This is a genomic window from Kitasatospora sp. NPDC048407, from assembly GCF_043200475.1.
Taxonomy (GTDB): domain Bacteria; phylum Actinomycetota; class Actinomycetes; order Streptomycetales; family Streptomycetaceae; genus Kitasatospora.
The window spans coordinates 219877-243073 of the sequence record NZ_JBICXW010000010.1 but is presented as its reverse complement, the minus strand read 5'-3'; the positions used below and the strand labels follow the sequence as shown (position 1 = coordinate 243073).

The following is a 23197-nucleotide window of genomic DNA, read 5'->3' as shown; positions in this document are numbered from 1 at the left end:
CCAAGTGGGACGAGTCGATCATGCGTCACGAAGCTAGCAAGACCGTCTTTGAGAAACCTCGAGCCGCGCGACCGGGCTCCCAGTGAATTCCCAGACGGCACACGGACGGGCCACGAGGGCGAGCCGCCTCCCCCGACACGCCCCGCCGGTCCGCCCCGGGGGGCCCGGCCGGCCCGGCGCTGCCGGGTGGCCAGGCGGGGAGGGAAAGCGCCCGGTCTCAGCCGAGCCGGACGGACTCGCCGACGGCGATGCGGGTGTAGCGGGCGTCCGCCTCGCCGTCGAGCCAGCCGTCGAAGTTCGCCCTGCCGGCCTCGCTGTGGTAGGCGTCGTGGATCGGGACGACCTGCCCGGGGCGGACGGCGCGCACCATCTCGATCGCCCCGCGCATCGTCAGCCACGGCCCGGTGGTGGGCAGCAGCAGGGCGTGCACCTCCTGGTCGGGGACGTGCAGCGAGTCGCCCGGGTGGTAGACGCCCTCGACCAGGTAGCCGAGGTTCGGGCAGTCCGGGTAGTTGTCGATCACCTGGGCGTGCCGCCCGCCGACGGCGCGCACCGCGAGGCCGCCGGCCTCGAAGCGCTCCCCCACCGCCAACGCCCGGACGCCGCCGCCCAGTTCGGCCGCGACGTCCTCGGGGGCGAACACCTCGAGTGCCGGGTCGGCCTTGCGAGCCGCCGCCAGCAGCTCGTGGTCCACGTGGTCGTGGTGACCGTGGGTGATCAGCACGGCGCGGACTCCCGCGAAGGCTTCCGGCTCCGTCCAGCACCCCGGGTCGATCAATACGGACTTCTTCTCGTCGCCCTCGATCCGGACGCACGCGTGGGCATACTTCGTCAGCAGCATCCGGTCAACGTACCGGCCCCCTCCGGAGAGCCGCCTCCCTTTTTCCCCAAGCCCCCTGACGCCTCGTCAGCGCCGGGGGGCTCCGGGAATCGTCAGCGCGTCGCGGCCGCGCGCAGGCGCTTCTTGTCCGGCTTGCCGACGGGCGTCAGCGGGATCTCGTCGACCAGGTGGAGCACCTCGGGGGCGTAGATCCGCCCCTTGCGGGCGGTGACGAAGGCACGGAGTTCGTCCAGGTGCGGCTGCCGGCCGGGGGCGGGGACGACGGCGACGTGGACGTGCTCGGTCTCCTGCTCGTCGCGGACGCCGAAGACCGCGCAGCGGGCGACCGCCGGGTGGGTGAGCAGGAGGTCCTCGACCTCGGAGGGGTAGACGTGCCCGCCGACCACGATGATCAGGTCCTTGACCCGGTCGGAGAGGTGGAGGAAGCCGTCCTCGTCGAGGTAGCCGACGTCTCCGGTGTTCAGCCAGCCGTCCCGGAGCACCTCGGCGGTGAGGTCGGGCCGCTTCCAGTACCCGGCCATCAGGGTGTCGGAGTGCACGTGGATCTCGCCCTGCTCGCCGGTCGGCAGGTCGGCGCCGTCGAGTCCGCGGATCGCCACCTCGACGCCCGGCAGGGGGCGGCCGACCGGGACGGGTTCGCCGTTGGTGATCCGGTCGTGGTCCTCGGGGGCGAGCACGGTGATCAGCTGGGCCTCCGACATCCCGTAGCCGCCGACCAGGACCGGCCCGAAGACCTTGAGCGCCTCGCGCAGCCGGGTCGGCGAGGCCGCGCTGCCGCCGTAGATGATCTGCCGGAGGCTGGACAGGTCGGTGCGGCCGATCGCCGGGTGGTCGAGCAGCTGGTGGAGCAGCGCGGGCAGCACCCAGAACTCGGTGATGCGTTCGCGTTCGACGGCCCGCAGGACGGCGCCGGGGTCGAAGGAGCGCAGCAGGACCACCGTGCCGCCGCGGTACAGGGTCATGTCGGCGAGGACGCCGGAGAGGTGGGCGAGCGGGGTGGCGGCGAGCAGGCGGGGCGCACCCTCGACGGGGTCGCTGCCGACCGGGGCGTCGAAGATGCTGCGGTAGGGCCCGTGCAGGCTGAGGATGCCCTTCGGGATGCCGGTGGTGCCGCCGGTGTGGCGGATGTTGAGGTCGTCCTCGGGGCCGATCCGGACGTCCGGCGGTTCGGCGGGGCGGTGGGCGGAGGCGGCGATCACGTCCTCCGCGACGGCGCTGCCCGGGCCGAGGGCGAGGATGGTCGGGACGTCGATCAGCGGGATCAACTCGGGTGCGTCGGCGTACCGTTCGGCGTCGATCAGCAGCACGCCGGTGTCCACGCTGGTGGTGATCTCGGCCAGGATCGGGGCGCTCATGCCGTCGTACAGGTTCACCACCCGGGCACCGGCGAGGCCCGCCGCGAACCGGGCGCTCAGCGCCTCGGGGGTGTTGCCGGTCAGCAGGGTGACGGTGGTGCCGCGGGTGACGCCGCGGGCGATCAGTTCGTGGGCGAGGCGGTAGGTGGCGGCGGCGAACTCGCCGGCGATGATCTCGGTGCCGTCGGCGGCGACGACGGCCCGCCGGTGGGGGTCGGTGGCGAGGGACCGGAGGACTGTCGCGGGACCGCTGACGAACTCCGCGTCGGGCATGGCTACTTCTTCGTTGTGGTTGGCAACCATGGCCTCAGGCTAACCCCGCAGGGCCGCCGCACCGGGGAGGGATTGCGGGGAATTGGCGCGAACTGTCCGTCACCGGCGCATTTCTGACGGTGCGTCAGGTCAATGTTTCGGGGCTGACGATGGTGCAGATGCCGTCCGTGCCGCACGCGGCGGGATCGGTGCTCGCGGCGGGATCGGTGCTCGCGGCGCGCGCGGCGAGGCCGCGCAGCGCCTCCCGGGTGGCGGCGAGGTCGGCCACCCGCCGCTCGATGTCGGCGAGGTGCTCGTGGAGGAGATCGGTGACGTGGGCGCACGGCGCGTGGCCGTCGTCGCGCAGCACGAGCACCGAGCGGATCTCGGCGAGCGTGAGGCCCGCCCGCCGCGCGTCGCGGACGAAGGCGAGCCGGGTCACCGCGGTGTCCGGGTAGTCCCGGTAGCCGCCCGGGGTGCGTGGCGGCGCGGGCAGCAGGCCGCTGTCCTCGTAGAAGCGGATGGTCTTGGTCGTCAGCCCCGCCCGGGCGGCGAGGTCGCCGATGCGCATGCCCTCCACGCTGACGCTTGACCTTCCAGCGCGGTGGAAGGTCTAGCCTCGGACGACGACCCGGAGGAGTGGAGGACTCGCCCATGCGCATCACGGTGCTGACGGTGACGGACTGCCCGAACGCGCGCCCCGCGCTGGACTTGGTGACCGGCGCGCTGGCCGGACGGGAGGCCGAGGTGAGCCTGGTCGAGGTGGCCGACGAGGCCGAGGCCGCCCGGCTGGGCATGTACGGCTCGCCGACCGTCCTGATCGACGGCGCCGACCCGTTCGCCCCGCCCGGCGCGGAGCCCAGCCTGTCCTGCCGCCTCTACTGGCACGCCGACGGCACGATGTCCGGCCTGCCGGACGCCGCCGCCCTCCGCCGGGCCCTCGCCGGGCAGGCCGCCCCGGCGCAGCACGGCGGGGCCGCGGACTGCTGCTCGACCGACTGACCGGCCCGGGCCTGGCCGACCGGTCCTGCCGGATGACCCGGCGACGCGCGCTCGGCAAGATCGCCCGGCCAGGCCGCCCCGGCGCAGCACAGCAGGGCCGCGAACTGCTGCTCGACCGACTGACCGGCCCGGGCCCGGCCGACCGGTCCTGCCGGATGACCCGGCGACGCGCGCTCGGCAAGATCGGCCGGGCAGGCCGCCCCGGCGCAGCACGGCAGGGCCGCGGACTGCTGCTCGACCGACTGACCAGCCCGGGCCTGACCGGCCGGTCCTGTCGGATGATCCGGCGGCGCGCGCTCGGCAAGATCGGCCTTGCGGGGCCTACGGATCGAGCGGGGCGAGGGCGGTCCGCAGTCGTCCGAGCCACTCGTCGGCGGTGCCGGTGATCCGGGGGTCGGCGGCCCGCAGGTCCGCCCAGTCGGACGGGGCGACGGCGAGGGTGTCCAGCCGCAGCCGCCCGGGGTGGCCGGGTTCGCGGGCGAGGACGCGGCGGAGGAGGCCCGGGGTGAGGGTGCACACTTCGGCGAGCAGGACGGCGTCGTACAGGTCCTTGGCCCGGGCCCGGCCCTCGGCGCCGTGGCTGTCGGCGTGCAGCCACAGCAGCTTCCAGGCGAGCGAGAGTTCCCTGCTCGCCGTCCGCACCACCGTCGCCCCGGCGCCGTCGCCGCGCGGCAGGGCCGTCAGCACGGGCGGCTCGGGCAGCCGTTCGTCGCGCGCGAAGTCGATGCTCACCTCGCCCGCCGGCCGCCCGTCCGCCGTCCACCGCACGGCGATCCGCACGCCCGGCACCTCGCCGTCGTCCTGGTACGTCCACCCGCCGTCGACGCGGACGGAGTCGGGGTCGAGCGCGATGCCCGGGGCGGCGACCGGGTGCCGGGCGATCAGTTCGCGCAGCACCGCCTCCGGCCCGTCGGTGTCGGTCTCGGCCTCCGGCACCCAGTGGCACCCCTCGGGTGGGAGGTGTGCGCGCAGGCCGCGCGTTTCGAACTCCTCGAACGCCCACATCTCGTACCGGGCCGCGCCGTCGGCCGCCTCGGGCCACTGCTGAACCGCCGTCAACTCCTTGACGTACGGGTGGGGGTCGGCCAGGTCGACGGGCACCAGGGTGGACGGCTCCACGACCCAGTCCAGGTCGGCGGGTTCGCGTGCCGCCTCCCCCACCCAGGCGGGCAGCACCATGCTCCCGCGCAGCACCAGCGCGTCGCCCCAGGCCGACTCCGCCAGCAACGCCACCAAGTGGTCGAGCACCGCCCGCCGTCCCACCCGTCACTCCCTTTCCGTCCCGTTCCGCGCGGGCGACAGTAGCGGGCCGCACGGACACCGGGCCGGGCTGTGACAGCCAATGCTGGTGTTACGTGTGGAAGTTGTGTTGACGAACCGGTTCCACTGGGTAAACACTTGCTGACGCGGTCACGTCATGCGCGGCCACGGCTGATTCAGTCCACCGCACGACGCCCCGTCACCGGATGTTGCGGTGGCCAGTCGTGCACTCTTGCCAGGAGGACTCTCGTGGAAGCTCCTACTCTGCAAGCGCCCAAGGGCGAAACCCTCGTCACCGACGCGGAGTTCGACCTCATGGTCGGCGAACTGGAGCTGGACGCTCCGGAGCACACGCCGAGTGCCTCGACCTGCGCCATCAACCACATGTACTGCGCGCTGCAGTAAGAAATCCCGGCGCGCCGCACCTGGAGCAACTCCCCCGAAAGAACGTCGCGGTGCCGCCGGATCCGGTGGTGCCCGACTCCTGCTGTGCCACTTCTACCGACAGGAGATATCGATGGAGACGACCGTTGCTTCCACCCTCACCGTGGACGAGGAGTTCGACCTGGTGATCGGCGACCTGGAGCAGAGCCTTCCGGCGGACAGCGCCGCGCCGACGGCCGGGACGTGCGCCCGCATCTACTGCAGCCCGTACCTCTAGGCCTCACGGCCGAACAGGCCTCAGGCACGACGCAGCACCACGACGCCGCGCGGCCGGCCCGACCGGCCGCGCGGCGTCGCGCATCGACCACCCGACCAGGAGCCGAATGGAACTGCGCGACCACGGCAGCACCGGCCGTGCGCCCGAACTCCCGCCCGTGACACGCCGGTTGCTGACGGCGCTGGCCGAGGGCGGGGCCGGCCGGGCGTTCCCGCCGGTGGCCGTCCCCGGGCCGGACGGCACGCTCGCCGTCGAACGCCCGCTGGGCGGCCCGTCCGAGGCGCGGGCCCTGGAGCACGCACTGGCCGACGCCCGCTTCGCGCCGCTGCACGAGGTGCTGCGGCAGATCGACGCCTGGTCCGCGCGGGCCGGCGCCGACTCCCGGCTGATCGATCCGCAGGCACTGCGGCCGGAGAACGCGGACCTGTTCGGGCCGCTGCTCACCGAGACCCTGGAGAGCTGCGTCGGCGGACCGCCCGAACGCGCCGCCGCCTTCGCCGCCGGGCGGGCCGGGCAGTTCCTGGAGTTCCTCACCCTGTTCGTCGAGCGGCTGACCCGCGACCGGCCCTCCGAACACCGGGTCACCGGCCTGTGGGCGAACGGCGACGAGACCCACAACGGCGGCCAGCGGGTGCTGCGCGTCGAATTCGCCGACGGCGCCCGGCTGGCGTACAAGCCGCGCCCGGCGACCGGCGAACTGCTCTTCCTGGCCACCGAGGGCTCGGTGTTCGCCCTGCTCGACGCGCTGCCCCCGGCGTCCGGCCCGGTCCGGCTGCCGACCATGCGGATCCGCCCGGGCAGCGGCCCGGACCGGGCGTGCTACTCCTGGCAGGAGTGGATCGAACCGCCGGACGCGTGGGGCGTCCTGCGCGCCGACGGCGGGTTCAGCCTGCGCGGTGCCATCCTCGACTCCACTGCGGCAGACCGCTACTGGCACCGCGCCGGGTCGCTGGCAGCCGCCGCGTTCGCCTTCGGGATCACCGACCTGATCGGCGGCAACCTGCTGATCGGGCAGCGCCCGGAGGACGGCGAACCGCTGCCGTTCCCGGTCGATCTGGAGGCGTACTTCGCCGACACCAAGCGCCTGTTCGAGACCGGGCTGCTGTTCGATCCCGCGGTCTCCGCGCAGCACCACACCGGCCTGGAGAACCTCGCGCGCTGGTGCGACCTGGACGGCCCCGCGACCTGCTGGCGCCCCCAACCGGACGGCTCGCTGCGCCTGGAGCGGCGGACCTTGCCGCTGACCCGGACCGAGACCCGCACCGTGGTCGGCGACACCGAGGGCCGCACCGGATACGGCCCCCACCTGACGGCCATGCTGCGCGGCATGTTCGACGCCTGGACGCTGATGTGCCGAAACCGGGCCAGGATCGCCGAGTTCCTCGCGGAGCGGGCCGCCGGCCACGTCGTGCGGGTGATCGCCCGCCCGACGGCCGAGTACCCGGACGGCGGCGAACTCCCTTTCAGCGAAAGCGAGTCGGAGCAGCTCGCCCGCGGCGACGTCCCGTACTTCTTCCGCACCGCCGACGGCGGCCCGCTGCTCGCGATGCGGATGCCGCCCGGCCGCGAACCGCGCACCGACCCGGCCGACGCCCCGCAGTGGAACGCGGACCGCCCGTGGCCGCCCGTCGCCGCCGTCCGCGAGGGCGGCAAGCTGGACCTCGCCGGCCTCGGCATCGCCCTGCGCGACGCGGTCGAGCACGTTTACGGCGACCTGGATCCGCAGCGAAAAGACCTGTACGACCCCGGGCGCGGAGTGCGGCTGAGCCTGCGCGGCCCGCGCGAGGGCGAGGCGTCCTTCGACTGGCCCGGGGCGGCCCGCCGCATCACCTACCTGTGGGACGGGACGACCCTGCGGCTGCGCATCGACCCGCTGAGCAGCCCGGCCGCCGAGGTCCGCGAACGGCTGCTGCGCCTGGGCCGGATCGACGCCTCGCTGCGCGGCCCCTGGGCCCGCGGGGGCTTCACCGACACCGAGCTGGAGGCGAAACTCGACCGGCTGACCGCCACCGGGATCGCCTGGCTGCGCGGCGTGATCGCCGAGCACGGCTGGCCAGGCCACGGCCTGGTCGGCAGGGAGGCCGCCACGGTCGCGAGCGCGCTGCTCCAGCACCACACCGGCGACCTCGCCTTCGCCCGCGAGTGCCTGGCGTTGATCGAGGCGGCGGCCGAGCGCGGCGACATGCACCGGCGCGACGCCGCCTACCTCGCCGACTCGCTGCGCCGGGCCGAGGGCCGCCCGCAGCTGTACGGCACGAAGTTCGAACGGGTCGCGGGCGGCGAACTGCGCCCCTGCCCGATCGAGGACGAGGACCGGGTGGACGAGCGCCGCGCGGCCGTCGGCCTCCCCCCGCTCGCCGACTACGCCGCCCTGCTGGCGGAGAAGTACCCGGCGCCCGAGAACCACCCGGCGCCCGAGAGCTGCCCGGCGCCCGAGAACGAAGGGGTCAAGGCGTGATCGCGACCGACTGGACCGAACTCCTCGCCCGGGTCTGGGGCAAGGAGCCCGCGCTGCTCCCGGCACCCGCCCCGGCGGACCCGGCCCACCTGCACCGCACGATCGTCGCCGCCTGCGAGCCGTTCCGGGCCGGCACGGTGTTCCGGACGCTGCCGCAGGTCCGCCTGCACACCGCGCTCGGCTGGCTCGGCGCACCGGGGCGGCTGCTGCCCGACGCCGCCGACGCGAGCCCGGCCGACTACCGGGCCCGGCTGCGCGGCGAACCGGCCGGCAGCGGGCCGGACGCCGGATTCCTGCTGAGCGTCCGCCAACCCCTGCACACCGACTGGCCGTTGTGGTCGGCCGTTCGCGACACCCTCACCGAGCTGTGGCACCAGGTCGGCTGGCCGTGCCTGCCGGTCGAGGCCGAGCTGACCGAGGGCGACGGCTTCACCCGCGCCCGGGGCCTGGGCCGCGCCTCCGACCACGCGGTCCTGACCTGGGTGCTGGCGGGCACCATGGAGGCCGAACTGCCCGAGGCGGACGGCGGGTTCCGCGTCCTGCGGGCCACCGCCGGCGAGCTGCTGTACTGGCCGGAGGGCTCGCGCTGGCGCGAACACCACCGCGACGGCTGCATGACGCTGCGGATCTCCGTCCCCCGCGCCCAGCGCCTGGCGACCGGCGCGGTCAAGAACCTGCTGGCCGAGGACGTCCGGAACCGCCTGGAGTACGACGGCACCGTGCCCCACCTGCCCTTCCCCCCGCCCACCGACCGGCCGCCCGGCCCGGCCGCCCCGATGGTCGCCGTCGGCGAGGCGGCCCGCGCGGCGGCCGGGGGCGCGGAGCTGCCCGCCGCGCTGCGCACCCGGTGGGCGGCCTGGTACTCCACGGCCGGACTGGAACCCGCACCCGAGCCCCGCGCCGACGTCCCCCTCACCCCCGGGCACCGTCTGCGGGTGGCGGGCGGGATCGTCCGGCTGCCCGACGGGCCCGGCCGCTGGATCTGGGCCGTCAACGGGCACACCTTCCCGATCGCCGGGGCCGCGGGCGAGCGGATCGCCCAGCAGCTGCGGCCCGGCCGCGAACTGACGGTCGGCGAACTGTGCCGGGCGGTGGGCGCGGACGAGCACAACGGCGCCGTGACCGCGCTGCTGCGCAAGCTCCACCGGCTGCGGGCGATCGACCTGACCGGCGGCGAGAGGACGGACCGATGACGACGGCACACGCGAGCGACCTGGCCGTCGTCCAGGGCCCGCTCGACTGGGACGAGTTCACCACGCACTACTGGGACCGGCGACCCGTGCTGATCAAGGGCGTCCTCCCGGCGCCCTACGAGCTGCCCGAGGTCTTCGCCGCCGCCACGATCGCCACCCGGCCGCCCGGCCCGCACCTGATGCCGCCGAGCGCCCAGTTCGCCGTCGGACGCTTCCAGCAGTCCGAGCCCGCGGCGTGGTTCCCGCGCGCCGAGGACGGCACCTTCGACGGCTACCGGCGGCGGCTGGACGCCGAGTTGGCGGCCTTCTCGCGGGAGGCCCGGTACGCGCTGATCGTGCACGCCTTCCACGCCTTCCACTCCGGCCAGTGGGAGCGCCAGCGGGCTTTCTTCGAACCGCTGTGGGAGCGCACCGGAATGCCGCTGTCGGGGGCGATCACCACGCTCTTCCACGGCAGTTACGACCACACCCCGGTCGGCGTCCACAAGGACCGCTTCGCCACCTTCCTGTTCGCCCTCGAAGGCCACAAGCGGATGCGGTTCTGGCGCGAGTGCCCGTGGACCGAGCCGGTGACCACCAAGCTGGACTACCAGGCCCACCTGGCCACCTCGTTCACCGCCGAACCCGAGCCCGGCGACCTGCTGTACTGGCCCTCGAGCTACTACCACGTCGGCGAGAGCGTCGACGGCAGGGCGGCGACCAGCGTCAACGTCGGCGTGCCGCGCGAATCGCACCGCGCGGTCTACGACGTGGACGACCTGCTGCTGGGCCTGGACCCGGACGCGATGGTCGATCCGGACGCCGCCCTGGTGCGGCTGCCCGCCGCCACCGCCCCGCTGTCGGTGCCCGAACCACCGGCGGACGGCGCGCTGCCCGAGGCGCTGGAGCAGACCCTGCGGGTCTTCCAGGAGTACCGCGACCCCGGCCTGATGGCGGAACGGGTCGCCTCGCTCTCGCTCCGCAACATGAGCGCGTCCGGTCTGTGCCCCGTCCCGCCGCCCGAGCCGCCGCGGCCCCTGGACGACGGCACGGCGGTGCGGGCCCGCGCCCGGGTGCTGTACGAGCCGGTCGGCGGGGCGCTGCTGTGCGCCGCCAACGGGCACGTGCTGCGCAGCACGCTGACGCCGCCGCAGGCGCAGCCGCTGCTGCGCCGGCTCGCCGAACGGGAGCCGGTGCCGGTCGGCGAGTTGCTGGCCGCCCTGCCGTCCGCCGCCCGCGCGGAGGCCCGCCGCCTGCTGGAGGCACTGGAGAGCTTCCGCGCCCTGACCCGCGACCAGGAGGAATCTCTCACCAGATGGTGACGTCGAGCTTGACCAGGCCGAGGTCGTACGGGATGTCGGCGATCCGGAGGGCGATCACGGCGCCCTGGCTGCTGGTCAGGCAGAGCGTCGCGCCCGCCCGGATGCCCTTGGCGTCGTTGGCGGGGCGTTCGGCGGCGGTGGCGTAGCGGAAGCTCTTGATGGTGCCGGCCCGGGCCGCTTCGCGGCAGGTGGCCTCGGTGACCCCGGTGCCGGGCGCGAGCACGGCGGCGAGGTTGCCGAGCACCAGGGTGGGCGCCGGGTGGTCGTGGGCGACGAGCTCGTAGGACTTCTGGTCGGCCTCGGGCATCGCGTCCCAGTCCTCGTCACTGACCAGGGCGGAGAGCGGCTTGTCGTTCGGGGCGTCCAGGTCGATCAGCTCGTAGCCGGTGCTGACCACGTCGATCTGGAACGAGACGGTGCGCGGCGCGCGGACGCTCGGACTCGGCTCGGCGGACGGCGACGGGAGCGGCGACGACGGCACGGGCGTGGAAGCGGGTGGTGACGGTGGTGCGTGGGGGGTGCTGACGGCTCCGGGGGACTTGATGCCGATGGGGAGCGCCGTGATGATGCCGGCCGCGTTCATGGCGAGGACGGCGATCGTGGCGACCGTCCCGATGATGGCGAGCGACAGCAGCATGGCGCGCCGGTCGGCCGGGGTGTCGGGGGCCTCCCAGGAGATGCCTTCGCGGCCGGCGTGGAACGTCACCCGGTCCGGGTGGCCCGCGGCGGGGTGCGGGCCGTCGGGCTGCTCACCGTCGTGAGGCGGGTGCCCGGAGTCGGGTGCGGTCACGTGGCTCTCCTGCGGTCAGATCTCGTCCGCCACCGTACAGTTGCGCCGCCGGCCCCCGGCCGCCGTCCGATGCCTGGTCAGGGGCTCGTCGGCGGCCGGTCGGCGGCTGCTCTGCTGGGCGGATGCCCCGTCCCGCGGCCGGTGGAACTGATCCTTTCGGGGTGCGCACCGATCGGGTGAATCGCTCGTTCGAGCGACCCGTGCAGGGGCCGGGGCGGTTCGGGATCCGAACGTCAGGCGGTCTCGAGGCGCTCCACGATCAGTTCGCACAGTTCGTGGGTGCGCAGCGCGTCGGTGGCGTCGAGGGTCTTGCCCGCCCGCAGCGCGTCCAGGAAGTGCAGCACCACCTGTTCGATGCCGCGCTGGCGGGCGACCGGCACCCAGTCGCCGCGCCGGCGGACGGTGGGCTGGCCCTTGTGGTCGACGATGTCGGCGAGGTTGTGGACCTCGCGCTTGGAGTCGGCGCCGGACACCTCGAGGATCTCCTCGGTGGAGCCGGAGACCCGGTTCATCAGGCCGAGCGCGGTGAACCCCTCGCCGGCCAGCGTCAGCACGACGTGCTCGACCAGGCCGCCCCGGACCCGGGAGCGGACGTCCACGTGCTCGATCTCGCCGGGGGCCAGGAAACGCAGCGTGTCCACCACGTGGATGAAGTCGTCGAAGACCAGGGTGCGGGCCTGCTCGGGCAGTCCCTCGCGGTGCTTCTGCAGCACGATCAGGTCGCGCGGGCGTTCGGCGGCCAGCAGGTAGCCGGGGGCGTGGCGCCGGTTGAAGCCGACCATCAGCGATCGCCCGGTGCGCCCGGCCAGGTCGACCAAGTGGCGTGCCCCGTCCAGGTGGTAGGCCAGCGGCTTGTCCACATACACGTCGACGCCCCGGGTGAGCAGCTTCTCCACGATCGGGACGTGCTGCTCGGTGGCGGCGTGCACGAACGCGCCCCGGATCCCGGAGTCGATCAGCTCGTCCAGGTCGGTGGTCCGGAACGGGATCCGGTAGGCGTCGCCGATCCGGTCCAGCTTGGCCCGGTCCCTGGTCATCAGCCGCAGATCCAGGCCGGGTTGCGCGGTGAGGACCGGCAGGTAGGCCTTCTGCGCGATGTCACCGAGCCCGATGACACCGATCGGAAGGGCGGCGGTGAGGTCCGTCTCGTTGTCGCTCATTCTGGGCACTCCTGCAAGGTGGTTGACGGCCGGCGCGGGCCACCCGGCAGCATATGTCAGACCGCTGTTGAGCAGTCAGGACGCGGGTGGCCCGGCCGGTTCGTCAGCCCTCCCGACCGCCCGCCACCGCCGCCGGCGCGCCCAGCATCCGGCGGAAGTCGGCGACCGCGCCGGGCAGTTGGCCGGCGTATCCGCCCTGCGCCAGGCGCAGCACGAAGGCGACGGCGTCGTCCGGGTGCGGGTCGGTGTAGGGCTGGTGGTTGTAGTCGAGGAACAGCAGCATCGACTCGAAGGTGGTGCGCTTGTTCCGGTCCGTCATGGGGTGGTTGCGGGAGAGGGATTCGCCGAGGGCGACCGCCTTGGTCCACACGTCCGGGTAGGCGTCGGCGCCGAACGCGGAGGCCTGCGGGCGGCCCAGCGCGGATTGCAGCAGGGAGCGCTCGCGGACGGTGGCGACGTCGCCCAGCAGGTGGGTGATGTCGTCCTCGTCGAGGAAGTCGGTCGGCTGGACGGTGCTCACAGGTCGGCCAGCCTCTCCAGCGTCTCCGCGTTGGCCGCGCGTATCCGCGCCACCAGGGCGGCCCGCCGCTCGGCGCGCTGCGCGGGCACCCAGGCGTGGCGCCGCGGATCGTGCTGCTCGTCCTGTTCCTGCCTGCCCTGCTGCTCGTGCTGCTGCTCCATCGCGGCGCGCCCCCTCCCGGTTCCGGCGGTTCGGGCACCGACAGTAGTGAACCGGAAGCACTCCGTCCACCGATTTAACGGCGGCGGATCAGCCGTCAGACGGCTTGCCCGGCGCGGCGGTCGAGGTGCCCGGCGGCTTCGGCGAGGGCGTGCAGGACGGGCCGGATCAGCGGGTGGAGTTCGGCGCCGGCCCGGGTCGCGGCGAACACCTTGCGGGTGGCGAGGGCGCTGGTGACGGGGCGGACGGCGACCCGGCCGCGGTCGGCGGCGCGCAGCGCGGAGCGGGGGACGAGGGCGACGCCCGCGCCGGCCGAGGCGAGTGCGGTGACGGCGCTGAAGTCGTCGGAGGAGTGCATCAGCCGGGGCTGGAAGCCGGCGTTCTCGCAGGCCAGCAGGACCACGTCGTGGCAGGGGTTGCCGGGGTAGGGGCCGATCCACGGTTCGTCGGCGAGTTCGGCGACGGCGACGGGGCCGGTGCCGGCGGCGAGCGGGTGGTCGAGCGGGAGGACGGCGTCGAAGGGTTCGGCGTACAGCGGGAGCCGGGTGAGCCGCCGGTCGTCGGGGCGTGGCGCGCCGCGGTACTCGACGGCGACGGCGATGTCGGCGCGGCCGTCGAGCAGCATCGGCAGGCTGGCGTCGCCCTCGGAGTCGCGGGCCTTGACGCGCAGGCCGGGGTGGGTGCCGGCGAGTGCGGCGATCGCGGGGGCGAGGACCATGGCGATGCCGGTGGCGAAGGCGGCGACGGTGACTTCGCCGGCGGCGCCGGAGCTGTAGGCGGCCAGGTCGGCCTCGGCGCGTTCGAGCTGGGCGAGGACGGCGTCGGCGTGGCCGAGCAGGATCTCGCCGGCGGCGGTGAGGCGGACGCCCCGGCCGTCGCGGACCAGCAGGGTGTGGCCGGTCTCCTGTTCGAGGGCGGCGAGCTGCTGGGAGACCGCGGAGGGGGTGAGGTAGAGCGCGGCCGCCGCGGCGGTCACGGTCCGGTGGTCGGCCACGGCCCGCAGGGTCCGTAGCCGTCGTGCGTCGATCACGGGTCAATTCTGCCAGCGCCGCGGGACTGCTCCGTACGGGTGGCCGGAGGGTGGCGCGGGGAGCCGAGGAGGTTGGCTCCCCGCGCCTTTTGCGAGCCGCCCGGGGGATGGGATGGGGGCGGCACGAAGGGTGGCGCGGGGAGCCGGGGGGTTGGCTCCCCGCGCCTTCGGCGGGCCGCCCGGGGGATGGGATGGGGGCGGCCCGTCGCGGATGGCGCGGTTGAGGGTTTGGCCCGCGCCAGGCTGTAGGGGTCCTACTCGCCGAGCGCGGCGCGGGCGTCGATGAACGCGGCGATGGCGCGCTCGACGTCCTCGGTGCTGTGCGCGGCGGACAGCTGGACCCGGATCCGGGCGGCGCCGTGCGGCACCACCGGGTAGGAGAAGCCGATGACGTAGACGCCGCGCTCCAGCAGCAGCTCGGCGAGGCGTCCGGCCTTGGCGGCGTCGCCGACCATGACGGGGGCGATCGCGTGCTCGCCGGGCAGGATCTCGAACCCGGCCTCGGTCATCTTGGTGCGGAACAGCTCGGTGTTGGCGGCGAGCTTGGCCCGCAGGTCGTCGCTGGTCTCCAGCAGGTCGAGCACGGTGAGCGAGGCGGCCGCGATCACCGGGGCGAGCGAGTTGGAGAACAGGTAGGGGCGGGAGCGCTGGCGCAGCAGGGCGACGATCTCGCGGCGGGCGGCGACGTAGCCGCCGGACGCGCCGCCGAGGGCCTTGCCGAGGGTGCCGGTGATGATGTCCACGCGGTCCATCACGCCGTGCAGTTCGGGGGTGCCGCGGCCGGTGGGGCCGACGAAGCCGACGGCGTGCGAGTCGTCGACCATGACCATCGCGTTGTAGCGGTCGGCGAGGTCGCAGATCTCGGCGAGCGGGGCGATGTAGCCGTCCATGGAGAACACGCCGTCGGTGACGATCAGCCGACGGCGGGCGTCCTGGGTGGCCTTGAGCTGCTGCTCCAGGTCGGCCAGGTCACGGTTGGCGTAGCGGTGGCGGCGGGCCTTGGAGAGCCGGATGCCGTCGATGATGGAGGCGTGGTTGAGGGCGTCGGAGATGACGGCGTCGCGCTCGTCCAGCAGGGTTTCGAAGACGCCGCCGTTGGCGTCGAAGCAGGACGAGTAGAGGATGGTGTCCTCCTGGCCGAGGAACTGGGAGAGCCGCTGCTCCAGTTCCTTGTGCACGTCCTGGGTGCCGCAGATGAAGCGGACGGACGCCATGCCGTAGCCCCAGCGGTCCAGCGCCTCCTTGGCGGCGTCGACCACCTTGGGGTGGTCGGCGAGGCCGAGGTAGTTGTTGGCGCAGAAGTTGAGCACCTGGCCGCCGGTGCCGGAGGTGACGGTGATCTCGGCGGACTGCGGGGTGCCGATGACGCGTTCGGGCTTGAAGAGGCCGGCTTCGCGGATCTCGGCGAGGGTGGCGGCGAGGTCGTCGCGGACGGTGTCGAACACGGGGGTGTCGCTCCTAACGAAAAGTCAGCGGGTCTGCCGAGAAGGGCTTACAGCGTGGTCCAGTCGAGGATGACCTTGCCGCAGTTGCCGCCGGCGGCCTCGTCGAAGGCGGCTTCGAAGTCCTGGGCGGCGTACCGGCCGGTGATCACCGGGCTGAGGTCGAGTCCGCCTTCGAGCAGCACGGACATCGCGTACCAGGTCTCGAACATCTCGCGGCCGTAGATGCCCTTGATGGTGAGCATCGAGGTGACCACGGCGGACCAGTTGATCGGGAACTGGTCGGCGGGCAGGCCGAGCATGGCGATCTTTCCGCCGTGCGTCATGTTGGCGATCATCGACTGCATGGCCTCGGGGCGGCCGGACATCTCCAGGCCGACGTCGAAGCCCTCGCGCAGGCCGAGCTTGTGCTGGCCGTCCTCGATGGTGTGCTGCGAGACATCCAGGGCGAGGGTGACGCCGAGCTTGCGGGCCAGCTCCAGGCGGTACTCGGAGACGTCGGTGATCATCACGTTGCGGGCGCCGGCGTGCTTGGCGACGGCGGCGGCCATGATGCCGATCGGGCCGGCGCCGGTGACCAGCACGTCCTCGCCGACCATCGGGAAGGACAGCGCGGTGTGCACGGCGTTGCCGAAGGGGTCGAAGATGGCGGCCACGTCGAGGTCGACGGGGACGCGGTGCACCCAGACGTTGGAGGCGGGCAGGGCGACGTACTCGGCGAACGCGCCGTCGCGGTTGACGCCCAGGCCGATGGTGTTGCGGCACAGGTGGCGGCGGCCGGCCAGGCAGTTGCGGCACTTGCCGCAGACCAGGTGGCCCTCGCCGCTGACCAGGTCGCCGACGTTGATGTCGGTGACGGCGGCGCCGAGCGCGGCGACCTCGCCGACGAACTCGTGGCCGATGGTCATCGGGGTCTTGATGGTCTGCTGGGCCCAGCCGTCCCACTTGCGGATGTGCAGGTCGGTGCCGCAGATGCCGGTGCGCAGGACCTTGATCAGGACGTCGCTCGGGCCGATCTCCGGTTCCGGGACGTCGGTCATCCACAGGCCGGGGGCGGCGTCCAGCTTGACGAGTGCCTTCACTGCGAGGGCTCCTGACGCGAAGTGCGGGCGGTCCTGCGGTCGGCAGGCCCGGGGTCGGCCCGGCGTGCGGCGGTGGACCGCCCGGGCAGGGTGAAATCTGCCTGGTCACGGGGGGTGCGGTCCATCGAGGAATTCTTAACGGGTGCCACAGCTGGGCTGAACGATCGTGCCCGAGCAGGGTGGCGGGGCGGCCTGCGGCGTGCCGTGATCCACCCGGACGGAGCAGCACGCCGTGCCGCTGGCGGCCGCGCGGCGCGCCGTCCACCTCTTGACCTGGTCTTGGCAGTCCGGATTGCACCGGTCCCCCCACCCCCCACCCCCACCGGGACCGGTGCCGCCTCGTCAGAACGGCGGCGCTCCCCAACCGGCCTCCGGCTCCCCCGAGTTGACCTCGGCTCCCCGCCGCGCTCCTGCGCCGCCGCTCACGACCGGCAGGTAGTGCGCCAGGTACGCGAGGTGCTCGGGGTCCACCTCGTCCGGCCGCCTGCGCTCCCCGATCGCGTCGATGAGGCTGCCCTCGACGAAGAAGCGGTAGGCGAAGGTCTCGGTGCTCGGCGCGTTCCAGAACAGCTCCGGGGGCTTCGGCACGGCCAGCTCGCCGTCCGGCCCGTAGTAGTCGCCCTGGGCGCTGGTGAGGTCGCGGTCCGAACTGACCACCGCCGACTGCCCGTTGTGGTGCAGGTACAGGTACCAGACGATGCAGCTCTGCTGGTCCCGGAAGAACGCCACCAGCCGGTCGGCCGGATCGAGCGGGCTGGGCACCGGACCGGCCACGTCCGTCCACGCGCCGCCGCCGACCCGGTCGAGGCAGCGGTGCAGACCGGACCTCGTGATCAACGCCAGGAAGTCCGCCGGGAGTTCGAGCCCGTCCCGGGCCAGCTCCGCCGCGATCGGGTCCGTCACGGCGGTACGGTAGTCCAGCGGTTCGCCGATCTCGCCGAACCACGCGTAGTCGCCGACGAAGGACGCCTCGTCCAGTGGCGGCACGCTGTCCAGGGCGTAGGCCTGGAACCAGGCGAAGGTCCGGTCCCGCCCGTCGTACGGCCGGTAGGGCCCGATCCCGTACCCGGCCCAGCACGCCGGCAGCCGCACCGCCTCCGGGCCGTCACCGATCACGCCCTGCGCCGCCGCGACCACCCGCGCGGGCGGGCTCCGCCGCACCTCCGGCAACTGGACGTCCGGGTGGCCGAGTTCGCCCGGCAGCGGGTCCCGCTCGGACGGGTGGACCGGCGCGGGCCCGGTCGCGGGCACCAGGATCCGCCCGAGGTCGTCGCGCCGGTCCTCCGGCCACCGGTCGTCGATGGCCCGGGCGGCGGCGGTGCAGCCAGGGCACTCGTCCCGGCCGCCGCCCCACATCCCGAACGGCGACCCGGCCAGGTCCGGCCGCTCGATCCCGCACAGCGTCCGCCGGAAGTACCCGTACGCGTGCCGCCGGGCATCCGGCACCATGTCCGTCCAGGCCGCCTCCCACCGCAAGTCCCACTCGCTGTACGCCTGCCGAACGATCGCGCCGTCGCCACCGACCCGCACGACCGCGAAGCACCAGGTACAGATCCAGACCTCACGCGTCCACCGCGAAGGCGGCAGATCCCACTTGGCCAGGTCGTGCTCACAGATGTCACAGCGCATGACGCATGATCATGCCGCTCGCCCCCGACAGCCGCTGCCCGGGCACTATGCTGCGCCGCGTGACCGAGCCATCGAACATACGTCTCGCCGAGCTTCTCGACAGCCGGGACGGGCACGCGCCCGCGCCCGAGGCCGTGATCTCCGCGCTGTTCGAGGGCGGGGCGTTCATTCCCGTCACCGCCGACTGGAAGGTGATGTTCCTCCCTGACGACGAGATGCCCCCCACGCTGCTCGGCTTCACCGGCGCGGACGTCGGCGCGGAACTGCTGCCGTCGGCCTCCGCGATGGTGCACTGCGACGCGGCACGGCTGCGGGACATCCTCGAGAAGACCGGCGTCGCCCGGCTCGGGATCCGCTCCCGGAACTGGCAGGCATTCTTCACCGCGCAGATGCTGCGCGAGTGGGCGTCCTACGGATCCGAGGCGGAGCCGAAGCTCGACTGACCCCGAGTCCGGCCAGGTCCGGGCGATCTCCCGCGAGTACGACAACCCACCGGCGGACAGCCCCGCGCCCCAGCCCCCGGCCGGGCGCCGCTGGTTCGGCCGCTCCTGACGGCGAGTTCAGCTCCGCTGCGAAGACAGCACGTCGGCGTAGTCCGGCAGTTCGACGTCGCCGGCCTTCGCGGCCTGGGCCTCCATCAGGGTGCGCAGCGGGCGGCGGGTCATCCAGCGCATGGAGGCGGCGCGCAGTGCGATCATCGTGCGGCCGTTGGGGGCGTAGCCCGCCATGCCGCCCGGGGGGAGTTCCTGGGCCTTGGCGGCGTAGGGCTTCATCCGGTCCTGGTAGCGGGCGAAGGCGGTGGTGAAGTCGCCGTTGGCGGTGGCGAGTTCACCGGCCAGCAGGTAGGCGCCGACCAGGGCGAGGCTGGTGCCGAGGCCGGTGAGGGGGGTGGGGCAGCAGGCGGCGTCGCCGATCAGGGCGGTGCGGCCGCGGGTGTAGCGGTCGAGGCGTACCTGGCCGATGTGTTCGAGGAAGAAGTCGTCGGCCTCGGCCATCGCGGCGAGCAGCCGGTCGACCTCCCAGCCGGCCCCGGCGAAGCGGTCGGTGAGCAGGCGCTGCTGGGCGGCGCGGTCGCGGCGGTCGTGGGTGAGGGGGGCGGAGCGGAAGCTGAGTCCGGCCTTGACCTCGCCGGGGGCCCGGCCGGGGCGGGCCATCGCCACCCGCCCGCCGGGGGCGTTGTACATCAGGAACCAGTCGTCGAGGTCGAGTTCGAGGCGGGCGGTGAACCAGGCGGTGTAGCCGCCGATGGGGACGAAGTGCTCGCTCTCGGGGCCGAAGGCGAGGCGGCGGACGGTGGAGTGCAGGCCGTCCGCGCCGACCACCAGGTCGAAGCGGCGGGGCGGGGCGTTCTCGAAGGTGACGTGCACGCCGTCGGCGTCCTCCCGGAGGGAGGTGATGGTGTCGTCGAAGAGGTATTCGACGTCGTCGGCGGTGGCCCGGTAGAGCACGGTGGCGAGGTCGTCGCGGAGGATTTCGAGGTCGGAGACGATGCCTTCGCCGCCGAAGAGTTCGGTGGGCAGCCGGGCGATGTGCTTGCCGTTCCGGTCGACCAGTGCGAGGCCGCGCTGGTACACGGCGACCTGCCTGGCCTGGTCGAGCAGGCCCATCCGGTCGATGACGGTGCGTCCGGCGCCGCGCAGGTCGACGGCCTGTCCGCCGGGGCGGGGCGCGGGGGCGCGTTCCACCACGACGGGACGGAAGCCGGCCTTGCGTAGCCAGTACGCCAGGGTGGGTCCGGCTATGCCGCCGCCGGAGACGAGGATGTCCGCGTTCTTCATGGCACCGAACGTACGCCGTACGCTCCGCACTACGCAACCTGCAACGCCTGGGTTTCAGCGATTGCTGCACTAGTGCACTAGTGCGCTCCGGGGCCGCCCGGACCCTGGTACGGTGCCGAGTCCGGCAGCTAGCATGGGCCGACTGGTGCACTAGTGCGGAGGTGGAGCGGGTGGACCGCTACGAACAGATCGCGGGCGAACTCCGGCAGCGGATCGAGCGCGGCGAGCTGCGGCCCGGCGACCGGGTGCCGTCCACCCGGGAGATCACCCGCCGCTGGAACGTGGCGATGGCCACCGCCACCAAGGTGCTGGCGGAGCTGCGCGGCCAGGGTCTGGTCCGGGCGGTCCCCGGCGTCGGCACGGTGGTCGCCGAGGCCGCCGCGCCCGCTCGGGCGCAAGCGCCGGCCCGGCCCGCCGCAGGCGAGCGGCAGATCCCCCGCCGGCTCACCGTGGAGGGCGGACTGACGCCGGATCGGATCGTCGCGGCGGCAGTGGAGATCGCCGACCACGAGGGCCTGGAGGCGCTGTCGATGCGCCGGGTCGCGGCCGAGCTGGACGCCGCCACGATGTCGCTGTACCGGCACGTCCCCGACAAGGACGGCCTGGTCAACCTGATGATGGAGCAGGTCTTCGCCGCCGTCAGGTTCTCCCCCGCCGACGCCGAACTGCCCTGGCGGGCCCGGCTGGAGCTGGCCGCCCGGCTGATCTGGGACCTGTTCCGGGCGCACCCCTGGCTGGCCTCCGCGCTGTCGATGACCCGCCCCCAACCGCTCTCCAACGCCCTGCCGTTCGGCGAGTGGGTGCTGTCCACCCTGGCCGCCGAGGGCCTGGATCTGCAGACGGTGCTCACCGCCTACCTGACGCTGTTCAACTACGTCCGCGGCACCGCGCTCAACCTGGAGATGGAGGCCGCCGCCGAGGCCGCCACCGGCCAGGACGCCGAGGCCTGGATGGACCAGCAGGAGCCCCAGTTCATGGAGCTGGTCGCCGAGTACCCCACCTTCCTCCGACTCACCACGGAGGGCTACGACTTCGACCTCGACCAGCTCTTCGACTTCGGCCTGCAACGCCTGCTGGACGGCTTCGCCGCGCTGATCAACTCGGCCGCTCAGCCCAGCAGTTCGCCCAGGTCGTAGGAGACCGGCTCCTCCAGCTGCGCGTACGTGCAGCTCTCCGGCGTGCGGTCCGGCCGCCAGCGCTTGAACTGGGTGGTGTGCCGGAACCGGGTGCCCTCCATGTGGTCGTAGCCGACCTCGGCGACCCGCTCGGGGCGCAGCGGCACCCAGGACAGGTCCTTCTTGCCGGTCCAGCGGCTGACCGCGCCGGGCAGCCGGCTGCTCGCCTGGGCCTGCTCGTCCGCCCAGGCCCCCCACGGGTGGCCCGCCAGGTCGTCGGCGTCGAGCCTCAACGGGGCGAGTTCTTCGGCGAGTTCGCGGCGGCGGGCCATCGGGAAGGAGGCGCTGACGCCGACGTGCTGGAGTCGTCCGTCGGGGTCGTACAGGCCGAGCAGCAGGGAGCCGACCACGGGGCCGCTCTTGTGTTCGCGGTAGCCGGCCACCACGCAGTCGGCGGTGCGGGCGTGCTTGACCTTGAACATGGTGCGCTCGCCGGGCCGGTAGGGGGCGTCGAGCGGTTTGGCGACCACGCCGTCCAGTCCGGCGCCCTCGAAGCGGGAGAACCAGCCGCGGGCGGTGTCCAGGTCGGTGGTGGCGGGGGCCAGGTGGACCGGCGGGGCGGCGTCGGCCAGCAGCTGGGCGAGTTCGGCGCGGCGTTCGACCAGCGGGCGGGCGGTGAGATCGTCGTCGTCGAGGGCGAGCAGGTCGAAGGCGACCAGCGAGGCGGGGGTGCGTTCGGCGAGGGTGCGGACCCGGGACGCGGCGGGGTGGATGCGTTCCAGCAGTTCCTCGAAGTACAGCCGTCCGTCGTGCGCGACGACGATCTCGCCGTCCACCACGCACCGCTCGGGCAGCTGCTCCCGGACGGCCTCCACCACCTCGGGGAAGTACCTGGTCAGCGGCTTGCCGGTGCGCGAGCCGAGTTCGATCTCGTCGCCGTCGCGGTACACGATCGCCCGGAAGCCGTCCCATTTCGCCTCGTACTGCATGCCGGGCGGGATCGCGGTCACGGCCTTCGCGAGCATGGGCGAGACCGGTGGCATCACGGGTAGCTGCATGCCTCCGATGGTCCCCGGCCCGCCCGCGGCGCCACGGCGTGTCGGGGCGCCCGGCGTGTCGTCCACCCTGCCGTACCGCAACGCGCGGTGCACGGGCGGGCCGCCTAGCGTGGACGGCATGGCTTCTGCTGTGGAACTGGAGGTCGGCGGCCGGACGGTGCGGCTGTCCAACCCGGACAAGGTGTACTACCCGGAGCCCGGGTACACGAAGCGGGACGTCGCCGAGTACTACCTGGCCGTCGCCCCGGGGGTGCTGCGCGGCCTGCGTGACCGGCCGACCACGCTGCAGCGCTTCCCGGAGGGCGTGGACGGCGAGTTCTTCTACCAGAAGCGCGCGCCGAAGGGCCGCCCGGAGTGGCTGCCGACCGCGCGGATCGCCTTCCCGTCCGGTCGCAGCGCCGACGAGATCTGCCCGACCGAGGAGGCCGCCGTGCTGTGGGCGGCCAACCTCGGCTGCCTGACCTTCCACCCTTGGCCAGTGCGCCGCGCGGACACCGAGCACCCCGACGAGCTGCGCATCGACCTCGACCCGCAGCCCGGCACCGACTTCACCGACGCCGTCCGCGCCGCGCTCCAACTGCGGCCGCTGCTGGAGGAGTTCGGCCTGACCGGCTGGCCGAAGACGTCCGGCGGCCGGGGCCTGCACGTGTACGTGCCGATCGAGCCGCGCTGGACGTTCACCGACTGCCGGCACGCCGTCATCGCGCTCGGCCGCGAACTCGAGCACCGCACCGGCGGCGAGGTCACCACCAAGTGGTGGAAGGAGGAACGCGGCGAGCGGATCTTCGTCGACTACAACCAGATGGCCCGCGACCGCACCATCGCCTCCCCGTACTCGCTGCGCCCCCGCCCGCAGGCCACCGCCTCCACGCCGCTGCGCTGGGAGGAGATCGAGCAGGTCTCCCCCGGCGACTTCACCCTGCGCACCGTGCCCGAGCGGTTCGCCGAACTCGGCGACCTGCACGCCGACATGGAGCGCCGACCCGGCTCACTGGAACGCGTGTTGGAGCTGTACGCGCACCAGGACGCGGGCGACCTGCCCTACCCGCCGGACCACCCGAAGATGCCGGGCGAACCGCGCCGGGTGCAGCCGAGCCGGGCCAGGAAGTGA

Annotated in this window: 23 protein-coding genes; 9 read left to right on the top strand and 14 right to left on the bottom strand. The window is 73.5% G+C overall.

The annotated features are described in order from the left end of the window. Positions 1-217: 217 nt before the first annotated feature. The 3 genes from ACGFWJ_RS20705 to ACGFWJ_RS20695 all read right to left on the bottom strand — a co-directional run bounded on the left by ACGFWJ_RS20705 (position 218) and on the right by ACGFWJ_RS20695 (position 3019). Positions 218-841 carry an MBL fold metallo-hydrolase gene (locus ACGFWJ_RS20705; RefSeq protein ID WP_392951513.1) on the bottom strand — a complete coding sequence of 208 codons (624 nt, stop codon included), beginning with the start codon at positions 839-841 and terminating at the stop codon, positions 218-220. A 92-nt stretch (positions 842-933) separates the two neighbouring features. Further along, entirely contained in the window at positions 934-2499 is a 1566-nt protein-coding gene (locus tag ACGFWJ_RS20700) for an AMP-binding protein (RefSeq protein WP_392951510.1), read from the bottom strand. Between the two features lie 94 nt (positions 2500-2593). Continuing rightward, a complete protein-coding gene (locus ACGFWJ_RS20695) occupies positions 2594-3019 on the bottom strand; it encodes a heavy metal-responsive transcriptional regulator (protein ID WP_392951507.1) in 426 nt (141 codons plus the stop codon). Between the two features lie 83 nt (positions 3020-3102). Here ACGFWJ_RS20695 and ACGFWJ_RS20690 point away from each other — a divergent pair, with 83 nt between their 5' ends. Next, positions 3103-3450, top strand: a complete 348-nt coding sequence (locus tag ACGFWJ_RS20690; protein WP_392951505.1) for an alkylmercury lyase — start codon at positions 3103-3105, stop codon at positions 3448-3450. Between the two features lie 321 nt (positions 3451-3771). On the opposite strand, the gene ACGFWJ_RS20685 is transcribed toward ACGFWJ_RS20690, so the two are convergent. Further along, entirely contained in the window at positions 3772-4713 is a 942-nt protein-coding gene (locus ACGFWJ_RS20685) for a nucleotidyl transferase AbiEii/AbiGii toxin family protein (RefSeq protein ID WP_392951502.1), read from the bottom strand. 246 nt (positions 4714-4959) lie between these two features. Between ACGFWJ_RS20685 and ACGFWJ_RS20680 the strand changes: the two genes are divergently transcribed. The 5 genes from ACGFWJ_RS20680 (at position 4960) to ACGFWJ_RS20660 (ending at position 10323) form a co-directional block, all read left to right on the top strand. Beyond that, positions 4960-5115 (top strand): hypothetical protein, encoded by a 156-nt coding sequence (locus tag ACGFWJ_RS20680; protein ID WP_387641214.1) that lies wholly within the window; start codon positions 4960-4962, stop codon positions 5113-5115. 112 nt (positions 5116-5227) lie between these two features. Further along, a complete protein-coding gene (locus ACGFWJ_RS20675) occupies positions 5228-5371 on the top strand; it encodes a hypothetical protein (RefSeq protein ID WP_387641212.1) in 144 nt (47 codons plus the stop codon). A gap of 106 nt (positions 5372-5477) precedes the next feature. Next, positions 5478-7829, top strand: coding sequence for a DUF4135 domain-containing protein (locus tag ACGFWJ_RS20670; protein WP_392951499.1), 2352 nt, complete (start codon positions 5478-5480; stop codon positions 7827-7829). After that, the gene (locus ACGFWJ_RS20665) at positions 7826-9022 is read left to right on the top strand and encodes a hypothetical protein (protein WP_392951497.1); all 1197 of its coding nucleotides are present in this window, start codon (positions 7826-7828) and stop codon (positions 9020-9022) included. The genes ACGFWJ_RS20670 and ACGFWJ_RS20665 overlap by 4 nt, the downstream gene beginning before the upstream one ends. After that, positions 9019-10323 (top strand): JmjC domain-containing protein, encoded by a 1305-nt coding sequence (locus ACGFWJ_RS20660; protein WP_392951494.1) that lies wholly within the window; start codon positions 9019-9021, stop codon positions 10321-10323. The genes ACGFWJ_RS20665 and ACGFWJ_RS20660 overlap by 4 nt, the downstream gene beginning before the upstream one ends. Here the strand turns inward: ACGFWJ_RS20660 and ACGFWJ_RS20655 are convergent. The 8 genes from ACGFWJ_RS20655 to ACGFWJ_RS20620 form a co-directional block, all read right to left on the bottom strand. Next, a complete protein-coding gene (locus tag ACGFWJ_RS20655; RefSeq protein ID WP_392951491.1) occupies positions 10310-11113 on the bottom strand; it encodes a hypothetical protein in 804 nt (267 codons plus the stop codon). The two genes, ACGFWJ_RS20660 and ACGFWJ_RS20655, sit on opposite strands and share 14 nt — an antisense overlap. 233 nt (positions 11114-11346) lie before the next feature. Further along, entirely contained in the window at positions 11347-12273 is a 927-nt protein-coding gene (locus ACGFWJ_RS20650) for a Gfo/Idh/MocA family protein (protein ID WP_392951488.1), read from the bottom strand. A gap of 103 nt (positions 12274-12376) precedes the next feature. After that, complete coding sequence (locus tag ACGFWJ_RS20645; protein WP_392951486.1) at positions 12377-12793, bottom strand: type II toxin-antitoxin system death-on-curing family toxin; 417 nt, start codon at positions 12791-12793, stop codon at positions 12377-12379. Beyond that, complete coding sequence (locus tag ACGFWJ_RS20640) at positions 12790-12954, bottom strand: hypothetical protein (RefSeq protein ID WP_387866326.1); 165 nt, start codon at positions 12952-12954, stop codon at positions 12790-12792. Before ACGFWJ_RS20640 ends, ACGFWJ_RS20645 begins: the two co-directional genes overlap by 4 nt. A gap of 95 nt (positions 12955-13049) precedes the next feature. Further along, positions 13050-13982 carry a LysR family transcriptional regulator gene (locus tag ACGFWJ_RS20635; RefSeq protein ID WP_387641196.1) on the bottom strand — a complete coding sequence of 311 codons (933 nt, stop codon included), beginning with the start codon at positions 13980-13982 and terminating at the stop codon, positions 13050-13052. Positions 13983-14236: 254 nt separating this feature from the next. Continuing rightward, positions 14237-15427 (bottom strand): glycine C-acetyltransferase, encoded by a 1191-nt coding sequence (locus ACGFWJ_RS20630; protein WP_387641194.1) that lies wholly within the window; start codon positions 15425-15427, stop codon positions 14237-14239. Between the two features lie 47 nt (positions 15428-15474). After that, the gene (gene tdh, locus ACGFWJ_RS20625) at positions 15475-16506 is read right to left on the bottom strand and encodes an L-threonine 3-dehydrogenase (protein ID WP_392951482.1); all 1032 of its coding nucleotides are present in this window, start codon (positions 16504-16506) and stop codon (positions 15475-15477) included. A 342-nt stretch (positions 16507-16848) separates the two neighbouring features. Further along, positions 16849-18135, bottom strand: a complete 1287-nt coding sequence (locus tag ACGFWJ_RS20620) for a hypothetical protein (RefSeq protein ID WP_392951479.1) — start codon at positions 18133-18135, stop codon at positions 16849-16851. A gap of 59 nt (positions 18136-18194) precedes the next feature. On the opposite strand from ACGFWJ_RS20620, the gene ACGFWJ_RS20615 reads away from it, so the two are divergent. Further along, positions 18195-18578: a hypothetical protein gene (locus ACGFWJ_RS20615; RefSeq protein ID WP_392951477.1), complete on the top strand. Its 384-nt coding sequence runs from the start codon at positions 18195-18197 to the stop codon at positions 18576-18578. A gap of 117 nt (positions 18579-18695) precedes the next feature. On the opposite strand, the gene ACGFWJ_RS20610 is transcribed toward ACGFWJ_RS20615, so the two are convergent. Continuing rightward, on the bottom strand, positions 18696-19913 hold the full coding sequence (locus tag ACGFWJ_RS20610; protein WP_392951474.1) for an FAD-dependent monooxygenase: 1218 nt from the start codon (positions 19911-19913) through the stop codon (positions 18696-18698). A gap of 170 nt (positions 19914-20083) precedes the next feature. On the opposite strand from ACGFWJ_RS20610, the gene ACGFWJ_RS20605 reads away from it, so the two are divergent. Further along, a complete protein-coding gene (locus ACGFWJ_RS20605; RefSeq protein WP_392951472.1) occupies positions 20084-21049 on the top strand; it encodes a TetR/AcrR family transcriptional regulator C-terminal domain-containing protein in 966 nt (321 codons plus the stop codon). On the opposite strand, the gene ACGFWJ_RS20600 is transcribed toward ACGFWJ_RS20605, so the two are convergent. Beyond that, positions 21022-22086 (bottom strand): ATP-dependent DNA ligase, encoded by a 1065-nt coding sequence (locus tag ACGFWJ_RS20600; protein WP_387866338.1) that lies wholly within the window; start codon positions 22084-22086, stop codon positions 21022-21024. The two genes, ACGFWJ_RS20605 and ACGFWJ_RS20600, sit on opposite strands and share 28 nt — an antisense overlap. A gap of 118 nt (positions 22087-22204) precedes the next feature. Here ACGFWJ_RS20600 and ligD point away from each other — a divergent pair, with 118 nt between their 5' ends. Further along, the gene (gene ligD / locus ACGFWJ_RS20595) at positions 22205-23197 is read left to right on the top strand and encodes a non-homologous end-joining DNA ligase (protein WP_392951470.1); all 993 of its coding nucleotides are present in this window, start codon (positions 22205-22207) and stop codon (positions 23195-23197) included.

Coding starts and splice junctions, on each gene's coding strand:
- ACGFWJ_RS20610 (WP_392951474.1), bottom strand. CDS start 19,913: ATGAAGAACGCGGACATCCTCGTCTCCGGCGGCGGCATAGCCGGACCC.
- ACGFWJ_RS20675 (WP_387641212.1), top strand. CDS start 5,228: ATGGAGACGACCGTTGCTTCCACCCTCACCGTGGACGAGGAGTTCGAC.
- ACGFWJ_RS20670 (WP_392951499.1), top strand. CDS start 5,478: ATGGAACTGCGCGACCACGGCAGCACCGGCCGTGCGCCCGAACTCCCG.
- ACGFWJ_RS20640 (WP_387866326.1), bottom strand. CDS start 12,954: ATGGAGCAGCAGCACGAGCAGCAGGGCAGGCAGGAACAGGACGAGCAG.
- ACGFWJ_RS20690 (WP_392951505.1), top strand. CDS start 3,103: ATGCGCATCACGGTGCTGACGGTGACGGACTGCCCGAACGCGCGCCCC.
- ACGFWJ_RS20650 (WP_392951488.1), bottom strand. CDS start 12,273: ATGAGCGACAACGAGACGGACCTCACCGCCGCCCTTCCGATCGGTGTC.
- ACGFWJ_RS20695 (WP_392951507.1), bottom strand. CDS start 3,019: ATGCGCATCGGCGACCTCGCCGCCCGGGCGGGGCTGACGACCAAGACC.
- ligD (WP_392951470.1), top strand. CDS start 22,205: ATGGCTTCTGCTGTGGAACTGGAGGTCGGCGGCCGGACGGTGCGGCTG.
- ACGFWJ_RS20620 (WP_392951479.1), bottom strand. CDS start 18,135: ATGCGCTGTGACATCTGTGAGCACGACCTGGCCAAGTGGGATCTGCCG.
- ACGFWJ_RS20600 (WP_387866338.1), bottom strand. CDS start 22,086: ATGCAGCTACCCGTGATGCCACCGGTCTCGCCCATGCTCGCGAAGGCC.
- ACGFWJ_RS20660 (WP_392951494.1), top strand. CDS start 9,019: ATGACGACGGCACACGCGAGCGACCTGGCCGTCGTCCAGGGCCCGCTC.
- ACGFWJ_RS20705 (WP_392951513.1), bottom strand. CDS start 841: ATGCTGCTGACGAAGTATGCCCACGCGTGCGTCCGGATCGAGGGCGAC.
- ACGFWJ_RS20700 (WP_392951510.1), bottom strand. CDS start 2,499: ATGGTTGCCAACCACAACGAAGAAGTAGCCATGCCCGACGCGGAGTTC.